The organism is Enterobacter sp. HSTU-ASh6 (assembly GCF_026319105.1).
In the GTDB taxonomy this organism is placed as follows: Bacteria; Pseudomonadota; Gammaproteobacteria; order Enterobacterales; family Enterobacteriaceae; genus Enterobacter; species Enterobacter sichuanensis.
In genome coordinates this window covers 94,622-115,661 of record NZ_WSPD01000013.1, presented here as the reverse complement: position 1 = coordinate 115,661, position 21,040 = coordinate 94,622, and the positions used below count along the sequence as shown (strand labels likewise).

The 21,040-nt window shown below is 59.9% G+C and carries 17 protein-coding genes; 8 read left to right on the top strand and 9 right to left on the bottom strand.

The features are described from left to right. Positions 1-77: 77 nt before the first annotated feature. Positions 78-1,325: an enterobactin transporter EntS gene (gene entS / locus GM298_RS16575; RefSeq protein ID WP_266154601.1), complete on the bottom strand. Its 1,248-nt coding sequence runs from the start codon at positions 1,323-1,325 to the stop codon at positions 78-80. Positions 1,326-1,433: 108 nt separating this feature from the next. On the opposite strand from entS, the gene fepD reads away from it, so the two are divergent. From fepD to fepC, 3 genes are read left to right on the top strand one after another with little or no spacing between them, the layout of a single operon-like run. Next, the gene (gene fepD, locus GM298_RS16570; protein ID WP_266154600.1) at positions 1,434-2,438 is read left to right on the top strand and encodes a Fe(3+)-siderophore ABC transporter permease; all 1,005 of its coding nucleotides are present in this window, start codon (positions 1,434-1,436) and stop codon (positions 2,436-2,438) included. Beyond that, the gene (gene fepG, locus GM298_RS16565; RefSeq protein WP_164881255.1) at positions 2,435-3,427 is read left to right on the top strand and encodes an iron-enterobactin ABC transporter permease; all 993 of its coding nucleotides are present in this window, start codon (positions 2,435-2,437) and stop codon (positions 3,425-3,427) included. Before fepD ends, fepG begins: the two co-directional genes overlap by 4 nt. After that, a complete protein-coding gene (gene fepC, locus GM298_RS16560; RefSeq protein WP_266154599.1) occupies positions 3,424-4,218 on the top strand; it encodes an iron-enterobactin ABC transporter ATP-binding protein in 795 nt (264 codons plus the stop codon). The genes fepG and fepC overlap by 4 nt, the downstream gene beginning before the upstream one ends. 82 nt (positions 4,219-4,300) lie before the next feature. On the opposite strand, the gene entF is transcribed toward fepC, so the two are convergent. Genes entF through fes form a run of 3 tightly spaced genes read right to left on the bottom strand, consistent with a single transcriptional unit; the run spans position 4,301 to position 9,577 of the window. Continuing rightward, complete coding sequence (entF, locus tag GM298_RS16555) at positions 4,301-8,158, bottom strand: enterobactin non-ribosomal peptide synthetase EntF (protein ID WP_266154597.1); 3,858 nt, start codon at positions 8,156-8,158, stop codon at positions 4,301-4,303. Continuing rightward, entirely contained in the window at positions 8,155-8,367 is a 213-nt protein-coding gene (locus tag GM298_RS16550) for an MbtH family protein (protein ID WP_266154596.1), read from the bottom strand. Before GM298_RS16550 ends, entF begins: the two co-directional genes overlap by 4 nt. 10 nt (positions 8,368-8,377) lie before the next feature. After that, a complete protein-coding gene (gene fes / locus GM298_RS16545) occupies positions 8,378-9,577 on the bottom strand; it encodes an enterochelin esterase (protein WP_266154595.1) in 1,200 nt (399 codons plus the stop codon). 144 nt (positions 9,578-9,721) lie between these two features. On the opposite strand from fes, the gene GM298_RS16540 reads away from it, so the two are divergent. Next, a complete protein-coding gene (locus tag GM298_RS16540) occupies positions 9,722-11,962 on the top strand; it encodes a TonB-dependent siderophore receptor (RefSeq protein WP_045286413.1) in 2,241 nt (746 codons plus the stop codon). 61 nt (positions 11,963-12,023) lie between these two features. Then, positions 12,024-12,665 carry an enterobactin synthase subunit EntD gene (entD, locus tag GM298_RS16535; protein ID WP_266154594.1) on the top strand — a complete coding sequence of 214 codons (642 nt, stop codon included), beginning with the start codon at positions 12,024-12,026 and terminating at the stop codon, positions 12,663-12,665. Positions 12,666-12,700: 35 nt separating this feature from the next. Here entD and GM298_RS16530 read toward each other — a convergent pair whose 3' ends face one another. From GM298_RS16530 to betT, 4 genes are all read right to left on the bottom strand, one after another. After that, positions 12,701-13,297, bottom strand: a complete 597-nt coding sequence (locus GM298_RS16530; protein ID WP_266154593.1) for a hypothetical protein — start codon at positions 13,295-13,297, stop codon at positions 12,701-12,703. A 182-nt stretch (positions 13,298-13,479) separates the two neighbouring features. Next, positions 13,480-13,764 (bottom strand): NadS family protein, encoded by a 285-nt coding sequence (gene nadS / locus GM298_RS16525; protein ID WP_025759670.1) that lies wholly within the window; start codon positions 13,762-13,764, stop codon positions 13,480-13,482. Further along, positions 13,751-14,152 carry a type II toxin-antitoxin system RelE/ParE family toxin gene (locus tag GM298_RS16520; protein WP_266154592.1) on the bottom strand — a complete coding sequence of 134 codons (402 nt, stop codon included), beginning with the start codon at positions 14,150-14,152 and terminating at the stop codon, positions 13,751-13,753. The genes nadS and GM298_RS16520 overlap by 14 nt, the downstream gene beginning before the upstream one ends. Positions 14,153-14,290: 138 nt before the next feature. Beyond that, a complete protein-coding gene (gene betT, locus GM298_RS16515) occupies positions 14,291-16,324 on the bottom strand; it encodes a choline BCCT transporter BetT (RefSeq protein WP_025759672.1) in 2,034 nt (677 codons plus the stop codon). A gap of 128 nt (positions 16,325-16,452) precedes the next feature. On the opposite strand from betT, the gene betI reads away from it, so the two are divergent. Genes betI through betA form a run of 3 tightly spaced genes read left to right on the top strand, consistent with a single transcriptional unit; the run spans position 16,453 to position 20,204 of the window. Further along, positions 16,453-17,040 (top strand): transcriptional regulator BetI, encoded by a 588-nt coding sequence (gene betI / locus GM298_RS16510; protein ID WP_025759674.1) that lies wholly within the window; start codon positions 16,453-16,455, stop codon positions 17,038-17,040. A 13-nt stretch (positions 17,041-17,053) separates the two neighbouring features. Then, positions 17,054-18,526, top strand: coding sequence for a betaine-aldehyde dehydrogenase (gene betB / locus GM298_RS16505; protein WP_025759675.1), 1,473 nt, complete (start codon positions 17,054-17,056; stop codon positions 18,524-18,526). Positions 18,527-18,539: 13 nt separating this feature from the next. After that, a complete protein-coding gene (gene betA, locus GM298_RS16500; RefSeq protein ID WP_045286420.1) occupies positions 18,540-20,204 on the top strand; it encodes a choline dehydrogenase in 1,665 nt (554 codons plus the stop codon). Positions 20,205-20,292: 88 nt separating this feature from the next. Here betA and GM298_RS16495 read toward each other — a convergent pair whose 3' ends face one another. Then, entirely contained in the window at positions 20,293-20,991 is a 699-nt protein-coding gene (locus tag GM298_RS16495) for a GNAT family N-acetyltransferase (protein WP_266154588.1), read from the bottom strand. Positions 20,992-21,040 lie beyond the last annotated feature (49 nt).

Below are 21,040 nucleotides of genomic sequence, written 5' to 3'. Positions count from 1 at the left end.
TGGCATCAGGTCAAACTCAGTGACAGTTTACCCGTCTGTTGACGGGTAACTGAAGTGACTTTAAACATACAAGGGCATCAGGCCGCACCGTTATTAAACACAACCTCCTGCCTGAATCGGCGCAATTCTGCCAACGACATCAATAAGATCCCGCCAATAGCGGCTAATACAAACCCGCTGCTGCTCGCCGACGCCACCGGGGTCATTATCGTCCCCAGGCCGCCGAGGATCGCCGCGCCAATGGCATCGCCCGTCACGTTCTGCGCGGTCCACAGGCCGTTAATGCGCCCCAGCATCCCTTCCGGCGTCTGGGTCTGGATCAGGGTGTACTGTAACAGCGAGCTGATGGCGCTCAGCCAGCCGAAAATCACCAGGCACATCACGCCCAGCGCCCACACCGGCATCAGGCTGAAGAAGCCAATGGCGATAAACGAGGCCAGCGTGGCAAGCAACATAATCAACCCCGGCCGCGCGCTCTGCGCCAGGTTGCCGCTGGTCAGCGCACCGCACGCCGCGCCGAGCGGAATGGCGGCGTAGAGAATGCCTATCTCCGAAGCGCTCATCTGCCACTCGCCCGCCAGCGCCGGGTACAACACGCGCACCGCACTCGCCATGGTCAGCAGGCCGCCGAGCAGCGCAATCCCGCCGATCAGCGGGTTGCTGAACAGAAAACGAATGGCCGCCATCAGTGATTTCAGCGGATGCTCGCGCGGCTGCGGCGGCGGGGGCAGAAGCGGCAGGCGCAGCAGCGTCAGCGTGGTGATAAACGTGCCCGCCGCTGCCAGCCCGTAGTTCCAGGCTACGTTACCCGTTGCCAGCAGCAGACCGCCGACCATAGGCGAAATCACCGAGCCCAGACGGACGGTGAGCATGGTAATCGCCCCGGCCTGCATCAGGTTTTCGCGCCCCACCAGCGCAGGCGTGGCCGCCAGCAACGCCGTCACGCCCAGCGAGGCAAAGAAACCGTCCCACAGGCCAAGCGCGTAAATGACCACCAGCGACGGCTCAGGCAGCATGGCGTTCAAACACAGCCCGACAAACCCCACCCCGCAGGTGCCGCGCGCCAGCAGGATCAGCTTTTTACGCTCGTAGCGGTCCGCCAGCACGCCGCCGACCATCAGGCCGATAAACATCGCCCCACCGGTTAAGGTGACCGAAAGGCCCACCAGCCAGCTGGAGTGCGTCATGGTCTGGATCTGTACCGGCACAGCCACGCCGAGCAGGCCGAGGGACAAAATGGAGATAAAGCGGGCGATAAACACAGCGCGATACGCCGGGTGTGTTTTAAGCAGGCTGAGGTTGAGCAGCCAGGATTTTTGATTCATGACAAAGCCTTGAGTGTAATTCTACCCTTTCCATGGGCGCACATGCTAACATAGCCAAATAAGATAGATAACGATAATCACTATCATTATCAAGTCATGGATGTTGCTATGTCGTTTTCCTCTTCTTCGGTGCGCGCCCTTGCCGTGCCCGTTTTATTGCTGCTGTTAATTCTGGCGATTGCACTCAGCCTGCTGGTCGGCGCGAAGCCGCTGCCCGCATCCGTTATCGTTGATGCGCTCACCGGCACCTGTCAGAGCGCCGACTGCGTTATCGTGCTCGACGCCCGTCTGCCCCGCACGCTCGCCGGGCTGCTGGCCGGTGGCGCACTCGGTCTTGCCGGTGCGCTGATGCAAACCCTCACCCGTAACCCACTGGCGGACCCCGGCATTCTCGGCGTTAACGCCGGAGCCAGCTTTGCCATCGTGCTCGGCGCGGCGCTGCTCGGTTTGACCTCGCCGTCTGAACAACTGGTGATGGCCTTCTGCGGCGCGCTGGCCGCCTCGCTGGTGGTGGCGTTTACCGGCAGCCAGGGCGGCGGCCAGCTGAGTCCGGTTCGCTTAACGCTGGCAGGCGTGGCGCTCGGCGCGGTGCTGGAAGGGCTATCCAGCGGCATCGCCCTGCTCAACCCGGACGTCTACGATCGGCTACGTTTCTGGCAGGCCGGCTCGCTGGATATCCGCACGCTGGACACCTTAAAAGTGGTGGCGATCCCGGTGATTATCGCCGCCGCCGTGGCGCTGTTGTTAAGCCGGGCGCTGAACAGCCTGAGTCTCGGGAGCGACACCGCCACCGCGCTCGGCAACCGCGTGGCGCGGACCCAGCTGACGGGATTACTGGTCATCACCGTTTTGTGCGGCAGCGCGACGGCGGTTGTCGGCCCGATAGCCTTTATCGGCCTGATGATGCCGCACATGGCGCGCTGGCTGGTGGGGGCGGATCACCGCTGGTCGCTGCCGGTGACGCTACTGGCAACGCCCGCCCTGCTGCTGGTGGCCGATGTTGTGGGTCGTCTTCTGGTACCCGGCGAGCTGCGCGTCTCGGTGGTCAGCGCCTTTATCGGCGCGCCGGTGCTGATCTTCCTCGTGCGCCGTAAACGCGGAGGTGCCGTATGATGGCCCCGTCCCGTCGTTTAATGACCAGCGTCGCACTGCTGCTTGTCGCCATTCTGCTGCTGGCGGTCTGGAGCCTGCGCAGCGGCGCGGTCACGCTCGATTTTACTCAGGTCTTTAACGCCCTGCTCGGCAGCGCACCGCGCAATCTCTCCCTGGTGGTCACCGAATGGCGACTGCCGCGTGTGGCGATGGCGATTCTGGTGGGCGCGGCGCTCGGCGTCAGCGGTGCGATATTCCAGTCGCTGATGCGCAACCCGCTCGGCAGCCCGGACGTGATGGGCCTCAATACCGGCGCCTGGAGCGGCGTGCTGGTGGCGATGGTGCTGTTTGGTCAGCACCTGACGGCCATCACCTTTACGGCGATGGCGGGCGGCATGCTCACGTCCCTGCTTATCTGGCTGCTTGCCTGGCGCAACGGTATCGACACCTTCCGCCTGATCATCATCGGTATTGGTGTGCGCGCCATGCTGATGGCGTTTAATACCTGGCTGCTGCTGCAGGCCTCGCTGGAAACCGCGCTCTCCGCCGGGCTGTGGTACGCAGGCTCGCTCAACGGCCTGACCTGGGGCAAAACCTGGCCCGCCGCGCCATTGATTATGTTGATGTTTATTGCCGCACTGCTGCTGGTGCGGCGCATGCGTCTGCTGGAGATGGGCGACGACAGCGCCTGCGCGCTGGGTGTCGGCGTTGAGCGCTCGCGCCTGATGCTGATGCTGGTGGCGGTCTTGCTGACCGCAGCCGCTACCGCCATCGCCGGGCCAATCTCATTTATCGCCCTGGTGGCGCCGCATATCGCCCGTCGTCTTAGCGGCACCGCGCGCTGGGGTCTGACCCAGGCGGCGCTGTGCGGCGCGGTGCTGCTGCTGGCCGCGGATCTCTGCGCCCGGCAGCTGTTTATGCCTTATCAACTGCCGGTGGGCGTCGTGACCGTCAGCCTCGGCGGGATTTACCTCATCGTCTTGCTCGTTCAGGAGTCACGCAAGAAATGACCTATACCCCCTCCCGCCTGCGCGGCGAAAACCTCACCCTCAGCTACGGCAAAAAAATCATTGCCCGTGATTTAACCGTCGCGATCCCGGACGGCCATTTTACGGCAATTATCGGCCCGAACGGCTGCGGTAAATCGACACTGCTGCGCACGCTGAGCCGCCTGATGACGCCGGTTGAGGGCAGCGTATTCCTCGACGGCGAGCAGATCCAGCGCTTCCCCAGCAAAGAGGTGGCCAGGCGCATCGGATTGCTGGCGCAAAACGCCACCACGCCGGGAGACATCACGGTGCTGGAGCTGGTTTCGCGCGGGCGCTACCCGCACCAGCCGCTGTTTACCCGCTGGCGTAAAGAGGATGAGGAGGCGGTCAACCGCGCAATGCGGGCGACCGGGATTACCGATCTCGCGCTGCAAAGCGTGGACACCCTCTCCGGCGGGCAGCGCCAGCGGGCGTGGATCGCGATGGTGCTGGCGCAGGAGACCGCCATCATGCTGCTGGACGAACCGACGACCTGGCTGGATATCAGCCATCAGATTGACCTGCTGGAGCTGCTGAGCGAGCTGAACCGCACGCAGGGCTACACCCTGGCGGCGGTACTGCATGATTTGAACCAGGCGTGCCGCTACGCCACGCATCTGATTGCGCTGCGCGACGGCGAGATTGTGGCGCAGGGCGCGCCAAAGGAGATTGTGACGCCAGAGCTGATCGCGCGGATCTACGGCATGCGCTGCATGATTATTGACGATCCAGTGGCGGGGACGCCGCTGGTGGTGCCGTTAGGTCGGCGGTAATTGCCGGGTGGCGGCTTCGCCTTACCCGGCCTACACTCAGCTCCCGTAGGCCCGGTAAGCGCAGCGCCACCGGGCAGTTTCACTACCCCAAAATCTCCCTCAACACCGACCCAATCTTCTCAAACGCCTGCGGTGAAATGATATCCACGTGGGCGCAGTCCTGGCTGTACACCTCCAGTTCACCTACCCATGGTGCCCACGCAACCTGCGGATCCTGCGTGCGCGTGCGCTCGGCCACAAACAGCGTCGCTTTACCCTCGAAGCGCGCACTGTGTGCCGTGGTGAGCAAGCGCACCGCGTCAGCGTAGTTGCCCTCAATAGCGCTAAACAGTTCGCTGGAGCCCTGTCCCTGCTGAGCGGCGATAAACGCCTGTCGCTCGCGCTCGATTTCCGCCAGCACTGCCGGGTCGAGGCCGTTCGCCTCTTTCTCTGCCCAGTTCTGGGTTTCCGGCGGCCAGGTATCCAGCAGGCCGAGGAACGCGACGACTTCCCCCTGCGCGCACAGACGCGCGGCAATGCCCTGCGCCAGCGTGCCGCCAAGGGAATAACCGAACAGGTAATACGGTCCCTGCGGCTGCTGTGCGCGCAAGGTTTTCAGGTGATGTTCGATGACCTCATCCAGATCCGCACACTGCTGCATTGGCCCGTCCGGGCGAGGTGACTGAATGCCGGTAATGGACCAGCGCGGACTAAGATAGCGAGCCAGCACGCTAAACTGCCACGCAAAACCGGAAGCCGGATGGAAGCAGAACAGCGTTGGGCCGTCGCTTTCACGCAGCGGGAGAAGGGTTTCATACCCCAGACGCTGCGCCTGCGCGTCGCTCATCGACGAGTCCAGCAGCGCGCTGAGCTTGCTGACCGTGGAGGCGACCATAATCTGCCCCGGCGTGACCTTGCGGGCAAACGTGCGGCTCAGCTGTGCCGCGAGGCGCATCGCCAGCAGCGAGTGGCCGCCAAGGGCAAAGAAGTCGGCTTCGGTATCGTTGACCTCGCAGCCCAGCAGCGCGGCAAACGCCTGCGCGACGCCGATTTCGGTTGCGCTTTCCGGCGCGCGACCGGATGTTTTGCTGGTCAGCTCCGGCAGCGGCAGCGCCTTACGGTCGAGCTTGCCGTTGGCGCTTAACGGCAGCGCGCTGATTTGCAGCAGCACCACCGGCACCATATGCGGCGGCAGCTGTGCTTTGAGTGATGCCAGCAGCGCGTCGCGATCCAGCGGCAGACCCGATTCAGAGACCACATACCCCACCAGCTGGCGCGCATCACCGCCCGTTGCCGCCGCCTGATTGAACACGCAGGCATGCGCCACGGCCTGGGCCACGTCCGGCAGCGACAGCATCGCCCGGTCGATTTCACCGAGCTCGATGCGCTGGCCGCGAATTTTCAGCTGATCGTCGCTGCGGCCCAGATACTCCACCGCGCCGTTGTCCAGCCAGCGGGCGACGTCGCCAGTGCGGTACATCCGCTCGCCAGGGGCGAACGGATCGGCGATAAAACGGCTGGCGGTCAGATCAGGACGACCCAGATACCCCTGCGCCAGCTGGATGCCGGTCAGGTAAAGATCCCCCGCCACGCCAAAGGGCACCGGGCGCATCATCGCATCCAGAATGCGCAGCCCCGTGTTCCACACCGGGAAACCGATCGGCACGCTGTTGCCTTCAACAGCCGCCAGTTCCGGGCCAAACGCCGGATACCAGCTGACGTCCACCGCCGCTTCGGTTGGACCATAGAGGTTATGCAGCGGCACATGGGTCAACGCTTCCCACTCGCGGCACAGCGCTGTCGGCAGCGCTTCGCCGCTGCAGAACACCTGCTTAAGCGTGTTGCAGCACCCGACGTTTTCCGCCGTCAGCGAGGCGACAAACGCCGCCAGCATCGACGGCACAAAGTGGGTAGTAGTCACGCCGTAGTGCGCGAAGAAGCTCTGCATCGCCTGCGGATCGCGATGCGCGTCCGGCTCGGCCATCATCAGCTTCGCCCCGGCGATAAACGGCCACCAGAACTCCCACACCGACACGTCAAAGCTGCACGGCGTTTTCTGCGCCACCACGTCGCTCGCGTTCAGTGGGTAGTGATCCTGCATCCACTTCAGACGGTTAACGATGGCAGTATGCCCGACCATCACCCCTTTCGGACGCCCCGTCGAACCGGAGGTAAAGATGATGTACGCCGTCTGCTCCGGCTTCGCCAGGCGCAGCGGCTCAGCCCCCGCGGTCGGTAATAGTGTGTTGTAACTAAAGGTGGGAATCGGCAGATCGCTAAAGCGCGGACGCTGCTCGTCGGTGGTAATGAGCAGGGACGGCTTCGCGTCCTCCAGCATCATCCGCAGGCGGTCGTCCGGGTAGCCGGTGTCCAGCGGCAGCCACGCGGCACCCGCTTCGACAATGCCGTGTAAGGCCAGCGTCAGGAACACCGAGCGCGGCAGCGCCACCGCCACGCTGTCGCCCGGCTTCACGCCACGCTCGCGCAGCAGGTTTGCCAGTGCCACCACCTGCTCACGCATCTGGCGATAGGTAAGCTCGATGTGCGCATCCGCCAGCGCGGGGGCGTCAGGCGTGTTGCTTGCCTGCTCCGCCACCAGATCGGCGAGCGTAGTGGACGGCAGCGCCAGCCCGGTATCGTTGATGCGCGCAAGCTGCGCATACTCCTGTTCTGAAACGGTCTCCACCTCGCCACAGCGCAGGTCCGGGTTGGCGGCAAACTGAATGAGCATCGCGTTCAGACGGGCAACATGACGGGTAAGCGTCGCTTCATTATAACGCAGCTTACTGGCGAGGATTTCAATACTGAGTCCCCCCTGTTCATCCGGGAACAGCGCCAGCTCAAGGTCATTCACCGGGCCGGTCGCCAGCGTGTGGGTGATGGCCTCCACACCGTCGAGTTCCAGCCGGTAGTCGAACACCTTCACGTTCAACACGGGGCCAAACAGGGGCTCGTCGCCCGCCGCTTTCCCGCTGTCGCGCACGATCTGCTCGGCGTCGTAGCGCTGGTGGCGGCGCATTTTTTTTAGCTGGTTCGCCAGGCGCTGCGCCAGGTCCGGCAGGCTCTCCTGCGGATTGATATTCACCGCCAGCGGCAGGACGTTGAGCACTGGCCCGGTCGCGGTCAGCGCGGCCGATCCCATCCTGCGCATAAAGATAAACCCGGCGGCGTAGTCCAGCCGTCCGGTGAGGCGCCCGAGCCAGAGCGTCACCAGCGCAAGCGCCAGTTCGGCGCGCTGCACCTGCCCTGCCGCCTGTACAAGCCGGCTAAAGGCACGACCGTCAGTGGCGATTTTCAGGCGCAGAATATCCGTTGTCGCGGCACGGCCCGGCAGCGGCGCGGAAGAGAGCGAGACCGGCGAAGGCAGCTGCTTGCGCTGTTCGGCCCAGAAGGCACCGTCGCGCCGCCAGGCTTCACTGTCGCGATAGCGCTGGTACTCTTCCACCACCTCCGCAAACGGCGTGAACGGAGACTCAGGCGTGGGTTCGCCCTTTTGCCATGCGGAATAAATTGCGGCAATCTGGCGGGTAATGGCCGGGAAACTGAAGCCATCCACAACCAGATGGTGATAACGCTGATACCAGTACCAGCACTGCTCCCCCACCTGAATCAGCTGGTGAAACGCCAGCGGCTGGCCGCTGTCAACGCGCAGGTTCTGGTTGAGATCGGCCTCCATCAGCGCCATAGCAGCGTCATGCGAGTCGACGCGCACGATGGACGGTTCCGGCAGAATGAAGGCTTCATCTACCCACTGCCATACCTCACCGTTCTCTTGCGTAAAGCGCGTGCGCAGGGTATCGGCCTGCATCATGCCCGCCGCAATGGCTTTTGCCATCAGCGGCGCGTCGATATCCCCTTTCAGCTCGGTGTAGTGCGCCACGCTCCAGGCGTTTGGCAACGTGGATAACTGTTCCGCCATCCAGATACCCGGCTGGGCGGCAACGAGAGGCAGACGGTTCATGCGTTCCCCTTTGCAAAATGAGACGGTTCCAGCGTTTGCCAGCATTCCGCCAGCCACTGCTGGCACGCTTCCTGGGACTGTGCCTCGCACACCACACGCCACCCTGCCGGCAGTTCGCACTGCTGCGGCCACAGGCTGTACTGCCCCTGGTCGTTTTGCAAAATGGCAAACTGTCCCTGCGGATTATCGAAAGGATTGCTGAATTCCATACAGACTCCGTTATTGAATAAGCGGCTGCCAGAGGGTGATCAGCCCCTGCGTCAGCCCCCCGCGCCAGCAAAGCGCATCGTGCCCGCCGTCAACCTGACGCCAGTAAACCTGCTGTTGCGCATGCAGTTCGGCGTAAATCGCCTGATTCGCGTTGAAAATGAGCGGCTCGTTGCGCCCGGCCTCCAGGACAATGCGCAGCCCACGCGCGGTTATCTCCCCCGCCCTGAGTTGTTCGATAAGGCGTCCCTCCTGCTGCCCGCCGCGATGCGGCCACCAGTAGGAGCCGGACTGACTTAGCACGCAGCCAAAACGCTGCGGCCAGTTGAGGCCCGCATACAGGGAAGAGAGTCCGCCAAAGCTTTGGCCCGCCACCACCGTACGGTCGGCGCGGTCGCTGAACGGCGCGTGTTTTTTGACAAGCGGGAGAAGTTCTTCCTGCACCGCCAGCCAGAAATCGGGGTTACAGGGCAGTTCGCTGTTGCGATGCGCCATGTCGATCACATCGATTAACACGTAGACGGCTGGCGGCAGCTTGCGCCCGGCAGTAAGCGACGTCAGCGCAGGCCAGACGGGCATGCTTTCGGCCCAGAACTGACCGTCGAGCAGCACGGCCAGCGGGCGTTCAGGGTTTTCGTCCCCGGTGGTAAAAATCCATACACGGCGGCGGTTTTTCAGGCGCGCGCTTTCCCATTCAATGCAGACCGGCGCGTTTTGAGGGGTATCGGAATGTTGCCAGCCCGGCTGAACCGGTGCTTCCGGCATCTCCAGCGCCGAGACGGCATGGCCGCGCCCGCCGCGCCAGCTCTGCGGATTTAGCGGGTCAGACACCGCGTGCGGCAGCAGTTTTCGCCAGCCTTCGCGCAGCGCCAGGCGGTCCGGCTTCTGGCCTGCGAACACGGCGTCGGCAAAATCGTTTTCATTCACAGAGGGGATAAAACAGTAGCTCCCGCGCCACGCGGGGAAAAATTCGCCCTGCCACTGCCAGACGTCGGTATCCGGGATGCGTTCAAGGGATTGCGGGCGGGCATTCTGGTGGTGATCGGTCACCCCGGTGACGTAGAGCCAGACGCGTTTGATCGGTGACGTTCTTTGCGTTCCTGCCGGGTCACGCCACCAGAACGTGACGCGATATTTTCCTTTTTCCCGTGTCCATTCAGGCCCGTTTTTCGACTGCCACCACGCTTCACTGCCCGTTGTTAACGCCGTCACCCTTATAACCTCATGTTTAACAGTCTTTTTTGTTTCAGAGCAAATTTTATTGATAATATTATTGATAACTATTTGCATTTGCAATAGCGTAGTGGCCGCGCTGTGGGAAGCGCTCATAAAACAACCATAAAAGCAGGACGTACAATGAATAAGAAGATTCACTCTCTGGCCTTGCTGGTCAATTTAGGGATTTACGGCGCCGCGCTGCCCGCGCTGGCAGACGATAACAACGCCTCCGCGCAGCACGAAGACACCATGGTCATCACCGCCGCCGAGCAGAACCTGCAGGCACCGGGGGTATCAACCATCACCGCCGATGAGATCCGTAAAAACCCGCCCGCGCGCGACGTGGCGGAAATCATCCGTACCATGCCGGGCGTGAACCTGACCGGGAACTCCACCAGCGGCCAGCGCGGGAATAACCGTCAGATTGATATTCGCGGCATGGGGCCGGAAAACACCCTGATCCTGATCGACGGCAAGCCGGTAACCAGCCGTAACTCCATCCGTCTGGGCTGGCGCGGCGAGCGTGATACCCGCGGCGATACCGGCTGGGTACCGCCAGAGATGATCGAGCGCATCGAAGTGATCCGCGGACCGGCGGCCGCGCGCTACGGCAACGGTGCGGCAGGCGGCGTGGTGAACATCATCACCAAAAAATTCGACGACCAGTGGCATGGCTCCTGGAACACCTACCTGAATGCGCCAGAACACAAGGACGAAGGTTCCACCAAACGCACCAACTTCAGCCTGAGCGGCCCGCTTGGCGGCGATTTCAGCTTCCGCATGTTTGGTAACCTGGACAAAACGCAAGCCGACGCGTGGGACATCAACCAGGGTCACCAGTCTGAGCGTACCGGCGCCTACGCCAATACCCTGCCGGCTGGCCGGGAAGGTGTGGAGAACAAAGACATTAACGGGGTGGTCCGCTGGGACTTCGCGCCGATGCAGTCCCTGGAGTTTGAAGCAGGTTACAGCCGCCAGAACAACCTCTACGCGGGTGACACCCAGAACACCAACAACGACAACGCGCTGGTGAAAAAGAATTACGGCAAAGAGACCAACCGTATCTATCGCCAGAACTTCGCCGTTACCTGGAACGGCGGCTGGGATAACGGCATAACCACCAGCAACTGGGCGCAGTACGAGCACACCCGCAACTCCCGTCTGGGCGAAGGGCTGGCAGGGGGTCTGGAAGGCCTGTTCAACAGCGAAAAATTCACCGACACCGACCTGGCCGACGTGATGCTGCACAGCGAGATCAACCTGCCGATTGATTTCCTCGTCAACCAGAATCTGACGCTGGGCACCGAATGGAACCAGCAGCGCATGAAGGATTCCACCTCCTTCACGCAAACCCAGCAGGGCGGCACCATTCCGGGGATGAGTAACGATCGCAGTCCATACACCTCGGCAGAGATTTTCTCCCTGTTCGCCGAGAACAATATGGAGCTAACCGACAGCACCACGCTGACTCCGGCGCTGCGCTTCGACCATCACACCATCGTCGGCAACAACTGGAGCCCGTCCCTGAACCTGTCGCAAGGTCTGGGGGATAACTTCACGCTGAAGATGGGGATCGCGCGGGCTTACAAAGCGCCGAGCCTGTACCAGACCAACCCGAACTACCTGCTCTACAGCAAAGGCCAGGGCTGCTACGCCAGCTCCGACGGCGTGGGCTGCTACATGATGGGTAATGAGGATCTGAAGGCCGAAACCAGCATCAACAAAGAGATTGGTCTGGAGTGGAAGCGCGACGGCTGGCTGGCGGGCGTGACCTGGTTCCGCAACGACTACCGCGACAAGATTGAAGCGGGCTACGCGCCGATTGGTCACACCTCTTCCGGCAAAGTGCAGACCGATATCTACCAGTGGGAAAACGTGCCGAAAGCGGTGGTTGAAGGGCTGGAAGGATCCCTGAACGTGCCGGTCAGCGACACCATTAACTGGACCAACAATATTACTTACATGCTGCAGAGCAAGAACAAGGAGACCGGCGATCGTCTGTCGATTATCCCGGAGTACACGCTGAACTCGACCCTGAGCTGGCAGGTCCATCAGGACGTGTCGCTCCAGTCGACTTTCACCTGGTACGGCAAGCAGCAGCCGAAGAAGTACAACTACAAAGGTCAGCCGGTGACCGGTTCTGAGAAAGACGAAGTCAGCCCGTACAGCATCGTGGGTCTGAGCGCGACCTGGGACATGACCAAAAACGTCAGCCTGACCGGCGGCGTGGATAACGTCTTCGACAAGCGCCAGTGGCGTGCGGGTAATGCCCAGACCACGGGTAACGCCACCACCGGCGCGTATATGTACGGTGCAGGGGCGTATACGTATAATGAGCCGGGTCGCACCTGGTATATGAGCGTGAATACGCGTTTTTAAGGCACTGAAGTCAATCCTTCCCTCTCCCCTCAGGGGAGAGGGTCAGGGTGAGGGGAAAACCATGCACACCACCCACCGCACGCTCATTCTCGCCAATCACACCGTCCACCACGTCACCTTCGATCCCACGACCTTCACCGACGCCGATCTCCTCTGGCTCCCCCATCACGCTGAACTTGCAAACGCCGGACGCAAACGCAAAGCAGAGCATCTGGCTGGCCGCATCGCCGCCGCGCATGCCTTACCTGACCACACCGTTCCCGGCATCGGCCCCAGCGGCGAACCACTCTGGCCAGAAGGCATTTCAGGCAGCATCACCCACAGCGGCACGCAGGCAATGGCGGTTGTCGTCCGTCATCCCGATGCGCGGGTGGGTATTGATTGCGAAGCCATACTTCCAGACCGTGAAGCCCGGGAAATCCAGGATGGCATTATTGATGCGCAGGAAGCGATGTGCCTGACGCGTTCGGGCTACCCTTTCGCGCTGGCGCTGACGCTGACGTTTAGCGCCAAAGAGAGTCTGTTTAAGGCGCTCTTTCCGCAGGTGAAGACTTTTATGGATTTTGACTGTGCTCGTATTACGCGACTCGATGAAAGAACACTTACGCTGGCCCTGACCCGCTCCCAGGCTGAGTTTAAGGAAAACATGCTATTTACAGTTCACTGGTTACTAAATAACGACCGGGTGATCACGTTGTTGTAACGCGCGACTGACTGCTGTAAATCTTCTTCCAGTTGCTATAGTTTATTGAGCATCTCATCCAGGCGATACAGCGTTATTAAGAAGTTAAATTCCTCAACCTTCAATTTTAAGCGAATATAATTCAACAAGCTGTAAAGAGAATAGTAAACATACTGAATAAATATAAAAGCACACCCACCGACATATAACCATTTCATTGGGTAAGATATTGTCCCACACCACAACAACAAAGCCCCATAACCGGCAAGCAATCCTAAAAAAAACATTAAGAAAGGAAGCCATAACAAATTTCTTTTAAGCTTCACCTCAGAGTTTTCATAAGTATAAAAACCTTTCACAAGAAATAAAGACTTACAAAAACCCCCGCGCTCCTTGATGTTTTCAAGGTAATACCTAAGGATGTAAATATTTAAATAAAAGTCATCACACAATTTAAAATCAGACAGCTTAAGTTTTTGCTTGTATTTTCCTATTGGGTCTTCCTCTTTTATCCCTTCCTTCAAATAATCTAAAGCCTCTTCCTTCTTCTCATTTGACAAAGAAAAGAATGTTTCAACAATAATTAATTTCTTCAAATAAGGTAATAGAGGGATGAAAAATTTATAGGTACTTGCCAGCGAGGTAATTTCCATTCACAGCTTCCTTGGGTAAGTTTTAACCGCTACGCGCCCGGTGAGTAAACCAGAGTAACGAGTACTGTTGCGGGCAGATCTGGTAGAAAAAGTTCTGCTCATCGCCATGTTCACCAGCAGATCTAAATACTGCACTATCGTAGGCCGGGTAAGGCATCGCCGCCACCCGGCATGATGGCTCTTCACTGCCCCGCAAGCGCTCTGAAAAAGGCAGGATTCTCCCGAATCACATTCAGCACTTTCGCCGCCAATCCCGTTGGATTTCGACGTTTCGACTCCCAACTTTTTATCGTATCAACGCTCGTGCCCAGCGCCTTCGCCATTTCACTTTGGGTGACGCTTAGCTGTTCTCTGATTGCCCGCACATCAGCCACCTCATAACGCGTCACTCTTGAGGGGGCTTTCCTGCCAGCCTGGATCTCAACAGCCTCTTCCAGTGAAGCTTTCACATCGTCAAAGATACTCATTACCTACCTCCTCATGCCTGATGGAGTACATTGTACACCTTTCAGAAACAACATTGGAAGCGGTATGCAGAAGAACTGTCGTGAGTTTTTTGAACTCTGCTTTCTCAGCATCAGTCAGGCTATCCTTGATGCTCTTTGGATACGCCATGATGAAATAAATGACCTCCCGCGTTGCGAGAAAATAGATGACCCTGGCTCCGCCTCTTTTCCCCTTTGAACCTGCGGAAATCCTGATTTTACGTAACCCACCCGTATGCTGGATAAGATCGCCTTTATCGGGCCTGGCAATGAGCTCTTTTTGTAGATCCCTTAATTCATCATCCGTAGCAATGCTTTTAATCTGCCGGGTGAAGAGCGATGTTTCGATAAACTCTATCGCATGACTCATCCACTATTCCTTCCTGAATTGCGACAACCGCCTGGATGCGACACCATCAGGCTCCAGCAGCAATATTACTCTTCCCTGAGTAACACCAGGACGTTTTACTGTATTTAAATACAGTAAAACGTATTTTTCAGATTTTGTTTAAACATCCGGAAACATCACACTATTCCCCGGCGCTTCCCTGTGCAGATGGATAAAGTTCAGGTGCCGTTCATACTGGTCCAGAATGTCCGTAATCACCTGCTCCTTGCTGTAATCCATCAAATCATTTCCTTGACTCCCTTCCAGCAGGAAGGTCTCCAGCCGGTAGTAGGTCGATTTCCCGCTGCGCGCCCGGTAGGTGAATCCGGGCACCGAGTACTGCTGCGGCCAGATCTGGTAGACAAAGTTCTGCTCGTCGCCCATATGCACCAGCAGATCCAGATGCCCCAGGTTTTCCCCCTCTTCCGGTGGCAGGTTTTTCAGCTCCACATAAGCACCACGCAGTTTCAGCTCCTGCGCCACCTCCTCCATCGCCGGGAAACAGACCGTCTCCATCATCTGGCGGGTGTAGCGCGTGCCCGGGTAGTTCATCAGGCGCGACAGGCGTTTCTTCCAGCTCAGTCTGTCCTGCGCCCCCATCGGACGTGGCGCGGTGTCGCGGCTGGCGCTGACGCGGCGGTAATCTTCCACTTTGAGAGATTTATACAACCCGGCCATCACGAAGAAGATGACGAAGCTGAACGGCAGCCCCATGATCACCGTGGTGTTCTGCAGGGCGGAAATGCCGTTGGTCATCAGCATGCCGAGCGTCAGCAGGCCGATGGCGACGGACCAGAAGATGCGCAGCCAGTTTGGCGCGTCGCTGTTGATGTCCTTAAGCTTCGAGGTGAAGTTGCCCAGCACCAGCGCGCCGGAATCCGCCGAGGTGACGTAGAACAGCAGGCCGGTGATGGTCGCCACGGAGGCGCTAAAGGTAAACGCCGGATACTGCGCCAGCAGGCTGTAGAAGCCGCGCTCCGGGTGCGCCATCGCTTCCTGCGCAAAGGTCGCGTTGCCGTGGATAATCTCATGCAGCGCGCTGTTACCAAACACCGACAGCCACAGCAGTGTAAAGGTAAACGGGATAATCAGCGTGCCCATCACAAACTGACGGATGGTGCGGCCACGTGAAATACGTGCCAGGAACAGGCCAACGAACGGCGACCACGCCACCCACCACGCCCAGAAGAAGAGCGTCCAGTTGTTCATCCACTCCACCGGACGATCAAAGGCGAAGCTGTTCAGCGTCATGCCCATAAAGCGGTTCACGTAGTCGCCCACGTTCAGCACTAAAGCATTGAGCAGGAACGAGGTATCACCCATAAACAACACGAACAGGATCAGACCCAGCGCCAGCGCGACGTTCAGCTCGGAGAGCACGCGGATGCCCTTATCCACGCCGGAGGTCACCGAAATGGTGGCGATAATCACCGAGAGCGCAATCAGCGCCGCTTTCGCCGCCATCGAATCCGGAATATCAAACAGCACGCTCAGCCCATAGTTGAGCTGCACCACGCCAATCCCCAGCGTGGTGGCGATCCCGAAGATGGTGCCGATCACCGCTGCAATATCCACGCTGTGGCCAATCGGGCCGTTTATTTTTTTCCCGAATATCGGGTACAGCGCGGAGCGGATGGTCAGAGGCAAATTATAACGGTAGCTAAAGTATCCCAGCGCCATCCCCATCAGGGCGTACATCGACCAGCCGGTCAGGCCGTAGTGGAACAGGGTCCAGACCATCGCCTGGCGCGCGGCCTCCATCGTCTGCCCCGCCCCTTCCGGCGGCTGCATATATTGCGTGACCGGTTCGGCCACGGAGAAGAACATCAGATCGATGCCGATACCTGCGGCAAACAGCATCGCCGCCCAGCTCAGCAGGCTGAACTCGGGTTTTGAGTGCTCGGGTCCAAGCTTCACGGAGCCGAAACGCGAGCAGGCCACGCAGACCACAAAGACGATATAGAGCGTCGCCGCCAGTAAGTAGTACCAGCCGAAGGTCTTCGACACCCAGTTCAGGGTGCGTCCAATCCACTCGGCAGAGAAGTTGCTAAAGAAGATCGTCGTCAGGGAAAACAACAAAATCAGTCCTGCGGAAGTATAAAAAACAACCGGATTGATTTTGTCCTTTTCTCTGTTTTGCGAAAGATCTGTCATCCAGTATCCCCACTATTTTTGTAACTATTAAAATCCAAATCCGCAACAATTAAGACACATTTTATATTGAACGTCCAATCAAAAACCGCTTTAATGGTTAACCAACGCTGATGAATGGAGTGGCAAAAATGCCCAAAGTGGGGATGCAGCCGATCCGGCGCAGGCAACTGATCAACGCCACGCTGGAAGCAATAAATGAAGTGGGAATGCATGACGCGACGATCGCGCAGATCGCCCGTCGCGCAGGCGTTTCCACGGGGATCATCAGTCACTACTTCAGAGACAAAAACGGCCTGCTGGAAGCGACCATGCGCGACATCACCGGCCAGCTGCGCGACGCGGTATTAAGCCGCCTGCATGCCCTGCCGGACGGCAGCGCGGAGCAGCGGCTGCAGGCGATTGTCGGCGGTAACTTTGATGAAACCCAGGTCAGCAGCGCGGCGATGAAGGCCTGGCTGGCCTTCTGGGCGAGCAGCATGCACCAGCCGATGCTCTACCGTCTGCAGCAGGTGAGCAGCCGCCGTCTGCTCTCAAACCTGGTGTACGAGTTCCGCCGCGAGCTGCCGCGCGAACAGGCCCAGGAAGCGGGCTACGGGCTGGCGGCACTGATTGACGGCCTGTGGCTGCGCGCCGCCCTGAGCGGTAAACCGCTGGATAAAAATCTGGCCCAGTCGCTCACCAGCCACTTCATCAGCCAGCATTTACCGACCGAATAACCGAGGAGAATTTATGTCCCGAATGGCAGAACAGCAGCTTTATATCAATGGTGGTTATACATCCGCCACCAGCGGTCGCACCTTCGAGACCATCAACCCGGCCAACGGTGAAGTCCTGGCAAGCGTGCAGGCCGCCGGGCGCGAGGATGTGGACCGCGCTGTGGAAAGCGCAAAGCGCGGGCAAAAGATCTGGGCGGCAATGACTGCGATGGAGCGTTCGCGCATTCTGCGTCGCGCCGTCGACATCCTGCGCGAGCGGAACGACGAGCTGGCCAAGCTGGAAACCCTCGACACCGGTAAAGCGTATTCCGAAACCTCAACCGTGGACATCGTCACCGGCGCGGACGTGCTGGAGTATTACGCGGGGCTGATCCCGGCGCTGGAAGGCAGCCAGATCCCCCTGCGCGAGACGTCGTTCGTCTATACCCGCCGCGAACCGCTGGGCGTAGTGGCGGGTATCGGCGCGTGGAACTACCCGATCCAGATCGCCCTGTGGAAATCCGCCCCGGCGCTGGCGGCAGGTAACGCGATGATCTTCAAGCCAAGCGAAGTGACCCCGCTTACCGCCCTGAAACTTGCCGAAATCTATACCGAAGCGGGTCTGCCGGACGGCGTGTTTAACGTCCTGCCGGGCGTGGGTGCGGAGACCGGCCAGTACCTGACTGAACATCCGGGTATCGCTAAAGTCTCCTTTACCGGCGGCGTCGCCAGCGGCAAAAAAGTGATGGCCAACGCGGCGGGCTCGTCCCTGAAAGAGGTGACGATGGAGCTGGGTGGCAAATCTCCGCTGATTATTTTCGACGATGCGGATCTCGATCTCGCGGCCGACATCGCCATGATGGCGAACTTCTTCAGCTCCGGCCAGGTGTGCACCAACGGCACCCGCGTGTTCGTCCCCGCGAAGGTTAAGGCGGCGTTTGAGCAGAAAATCGTTGAGCGCGTGGGCCGCATCCGCGCGGGCGATCTGTTCGATGAACGCACTAACTTTGGCCCGCTGGTCAGCTTCCCGCACCGTGACAATGTGCTGCGCTACATCGCCAAAGGCAAAGCAGAAGGCGCGCGCGTGCTGTGCGGCGGCGACGTGCTGAAGGGCGAAGGTTTTGATAACGGCGCGTGGGTGGCCCCGACCGTGTTCACTGACTGCACAGACGAGATGACCATCGTGCGCGAGGAGATCTTCGGCCCGGTGATGTCCATCCTCACCTACGCGTCCGAGGAAGAAGCGATCCGCCGCGCCAACGATACCGACTACGGTCTGGCGGCGGGTATCGTCACGGCCGACCTGAACCGCGCCCACGGCGCCATTCATCAGCTTGAAGCGGGTATCTGCTGGATCAACACCTGGGGGGAATCCCCGGCGGAGATGCCGGTTGGCGGCTATAAACACTCCGGCATTGGCCGCGAGAATGGGGTGATGACGCTCCAGAGCTACACCCAGGTGAAGTCCATCCAGGTTGAGATGGGTAAATTCCAGTCCATATTTTAACCGGGAGGTTTTTTTGCAATTTGACTACATCATTATCGGAGCCGGCTCTGCCGGCAACGTTCTGGCGACACGACTGACTGAAGATCCGGCTACCACCGTCCTGCTGCTTGAGGCGGGCGGCCCGGATTACCGCTTTGACTTCCGCACCCAGATGCCCGCCGCGCTGGCGTTTCCGCTGCAGGGCAAGCGCTACAACTGGGCGTACGAAACCGAACCTGAGCCGTACATGAACAACCGCCGCATGGAGTGCGGACGCGGCAAAGGGCTGGGCGGCTCGTCGCTGATCAACGGCATGTGCTACATCCGCGGTAACGCGATGGATCTGGACAACTGGGCCAAAGAGCCAGGTCTGGAACACTGGAGCTATCTCAACTGCCTGCCCTACTACCGCAAGGCAGAAACCCGCGACGTGGGGCCGAACGACTACCACGGCGGCGACGGTCCGGTGAGCGTCACCACCTCTAAGCCGGGCGTGAACCCGCTGTTTGAGGCGATGGTGGAAGCGGGCGTGCAGGCGGGCTATCCGCGTACCGACGACCTCAACGGCTACCAGCAGGAGGGCTTCGGCCCGATGGACCGCACGGTCACGCCGCAGGGCCGACGCGCCAGCACCGCGCGCGGCTATCTCGATCAGGCCAAACCGCGCCCGAACCTGACCATCCGCACCCACGCCATGACCGATCGCATTCTGTTTGACGGCAAACGTGCGTCAGGCGTCGAGTGGCTGGAGGGCGAAAGCACTATTCCGTCCAGAGCGACGGCGAAAAAAGAGGTGCTGCTGTGTGCAGGCGCGATTGCTTCGCCGCAGATCCTTCAGCGCTCCGGCGTGGGCAACGCGGACCTGCTGAAGCAGTTCGATATTCCGCTGGTCCACGACCTGCCCGGCGTGGGCGAAAACCTGCAGGATCACCTGGAGATGTACCTCCAGTACGAATGCAAAGAGCCGGTCTCCCTCTACCCTGCCCTGCAGTGGTGGAACCAGCCGAAGATTGGCGCCGAGTGGCTGTTTGGCGGCACCGGCGTGGGGGCGAGCAACCACTTCGAGGCGGGCGGGTTTATCCGCAGCCGCGAGGAGTTTGAATGGCCGAACATTCAGTACCACTTCCTGCCGGTAGCCATTAACTACAACGGTTCAAACGCGGTAAAAGAGCACGGCTTCCAGTGCCACGTGGGCTCCATGCGTTCGCCAAGCCGTGGTCACGTGCGTATTAAATCGCGCGATCCGCACCAGCATCCGGCGATCCTGTTCAACTATATGTCCCACGAGCAGGACTGGCAGGAGTTCCGTGACGCGATCCGCATCACCCGTGAGATCATGCACCAGCCGGCGCTGGACAAATACCGCGGCCGCGAAATCAGTCCCGGTATCGAATGTCAGACCGACGAGCAGCTGGACGAGTTCGTGCGTAACCACGCCGAAACCGCCTTCCACCCGTGCGGGAGCTGCAAAATGGGCTATGACGAGATGGCGGTGGTCGACGGCGAAGGCCGCGTTCACGGGCTGGAAGGGTTACGCGTGGTGGATGCGTCGATCATGCCGCAGATCATTACCGGCAACCTGAACGCCACGACCATCATGATTGGCGAGAAAATTGCCGACGCCATTCGCGGGCGCGAGCCGCTGGCGAAGAGCACGGCGGCGTATTATGTGGCGAACGGGGCACCGGTGAGACGCTGAGTGCCCCTCACCCTAACCCTCTCCCCAAAGGGGCGAGGGGACTTAAAACACCCTCTTCCCTTTGGGGAGAGGGCTGGATGAGGGAAAATTACGTCCGAAACGCCTCTAACCGCGTAATCTGCCGCCCTTCTCCGTCAAAATTCTCTGCCGCCAGCCAGGCGCGCAGCTCTGCGTCTCTTTGCGGCCATTCGCCGTCAATAATAGAAAGCATATCGCTGTCGCGGTTACGCCCTTTGCGCACCAGCTTCTGCCGCAGCCGCCCTTCCCAGACAAACCCCAGCCGCTCTGCCGCCCTGCGTGAGGCGATGTTCATCGAATCGCACTTCCACTCCACCCGGCGGTAGCCGTGTTCGAACGCATTTTTCAGCAGCAGCCATACCGTTTCGGTCCCGATGCGGGAGCCTTTCATCTTCCGCGACCAGGTCACGTGACCGATTTCGACCGACCCCAGTAGCCGCTCGTTGGCCATATAGCTCACCAGCCCGACCGCGCGCTCGGTGCGTAAATCAATGACGGCAAACGGCACCAGTTCATCGTCCATCACCTTCGCCATGATCCAATGCGCAGTGGCTTCTACACTCATGGGCTGTGTGCTGGCAAGCCACGTCCAGTCGCTGTCGTCGCCCTGCGCGTAGGCCTCGTAAAGATCGGCCGCGTGGCGATCGGCATCCAGCGGCTCCAGACGGCAATACAGGCCGAACAGCGGCGTGCGGGTCAGCACGCGCGCGCCTTTCCAGTCGGGAACAATATCGTTGACGGTTTGACCATGTTGATTAATTTCGGGCACGGCAGTGACTCCCTGAAAGGTAAGGATTTTGTTATAGCAGGTTAAAAAG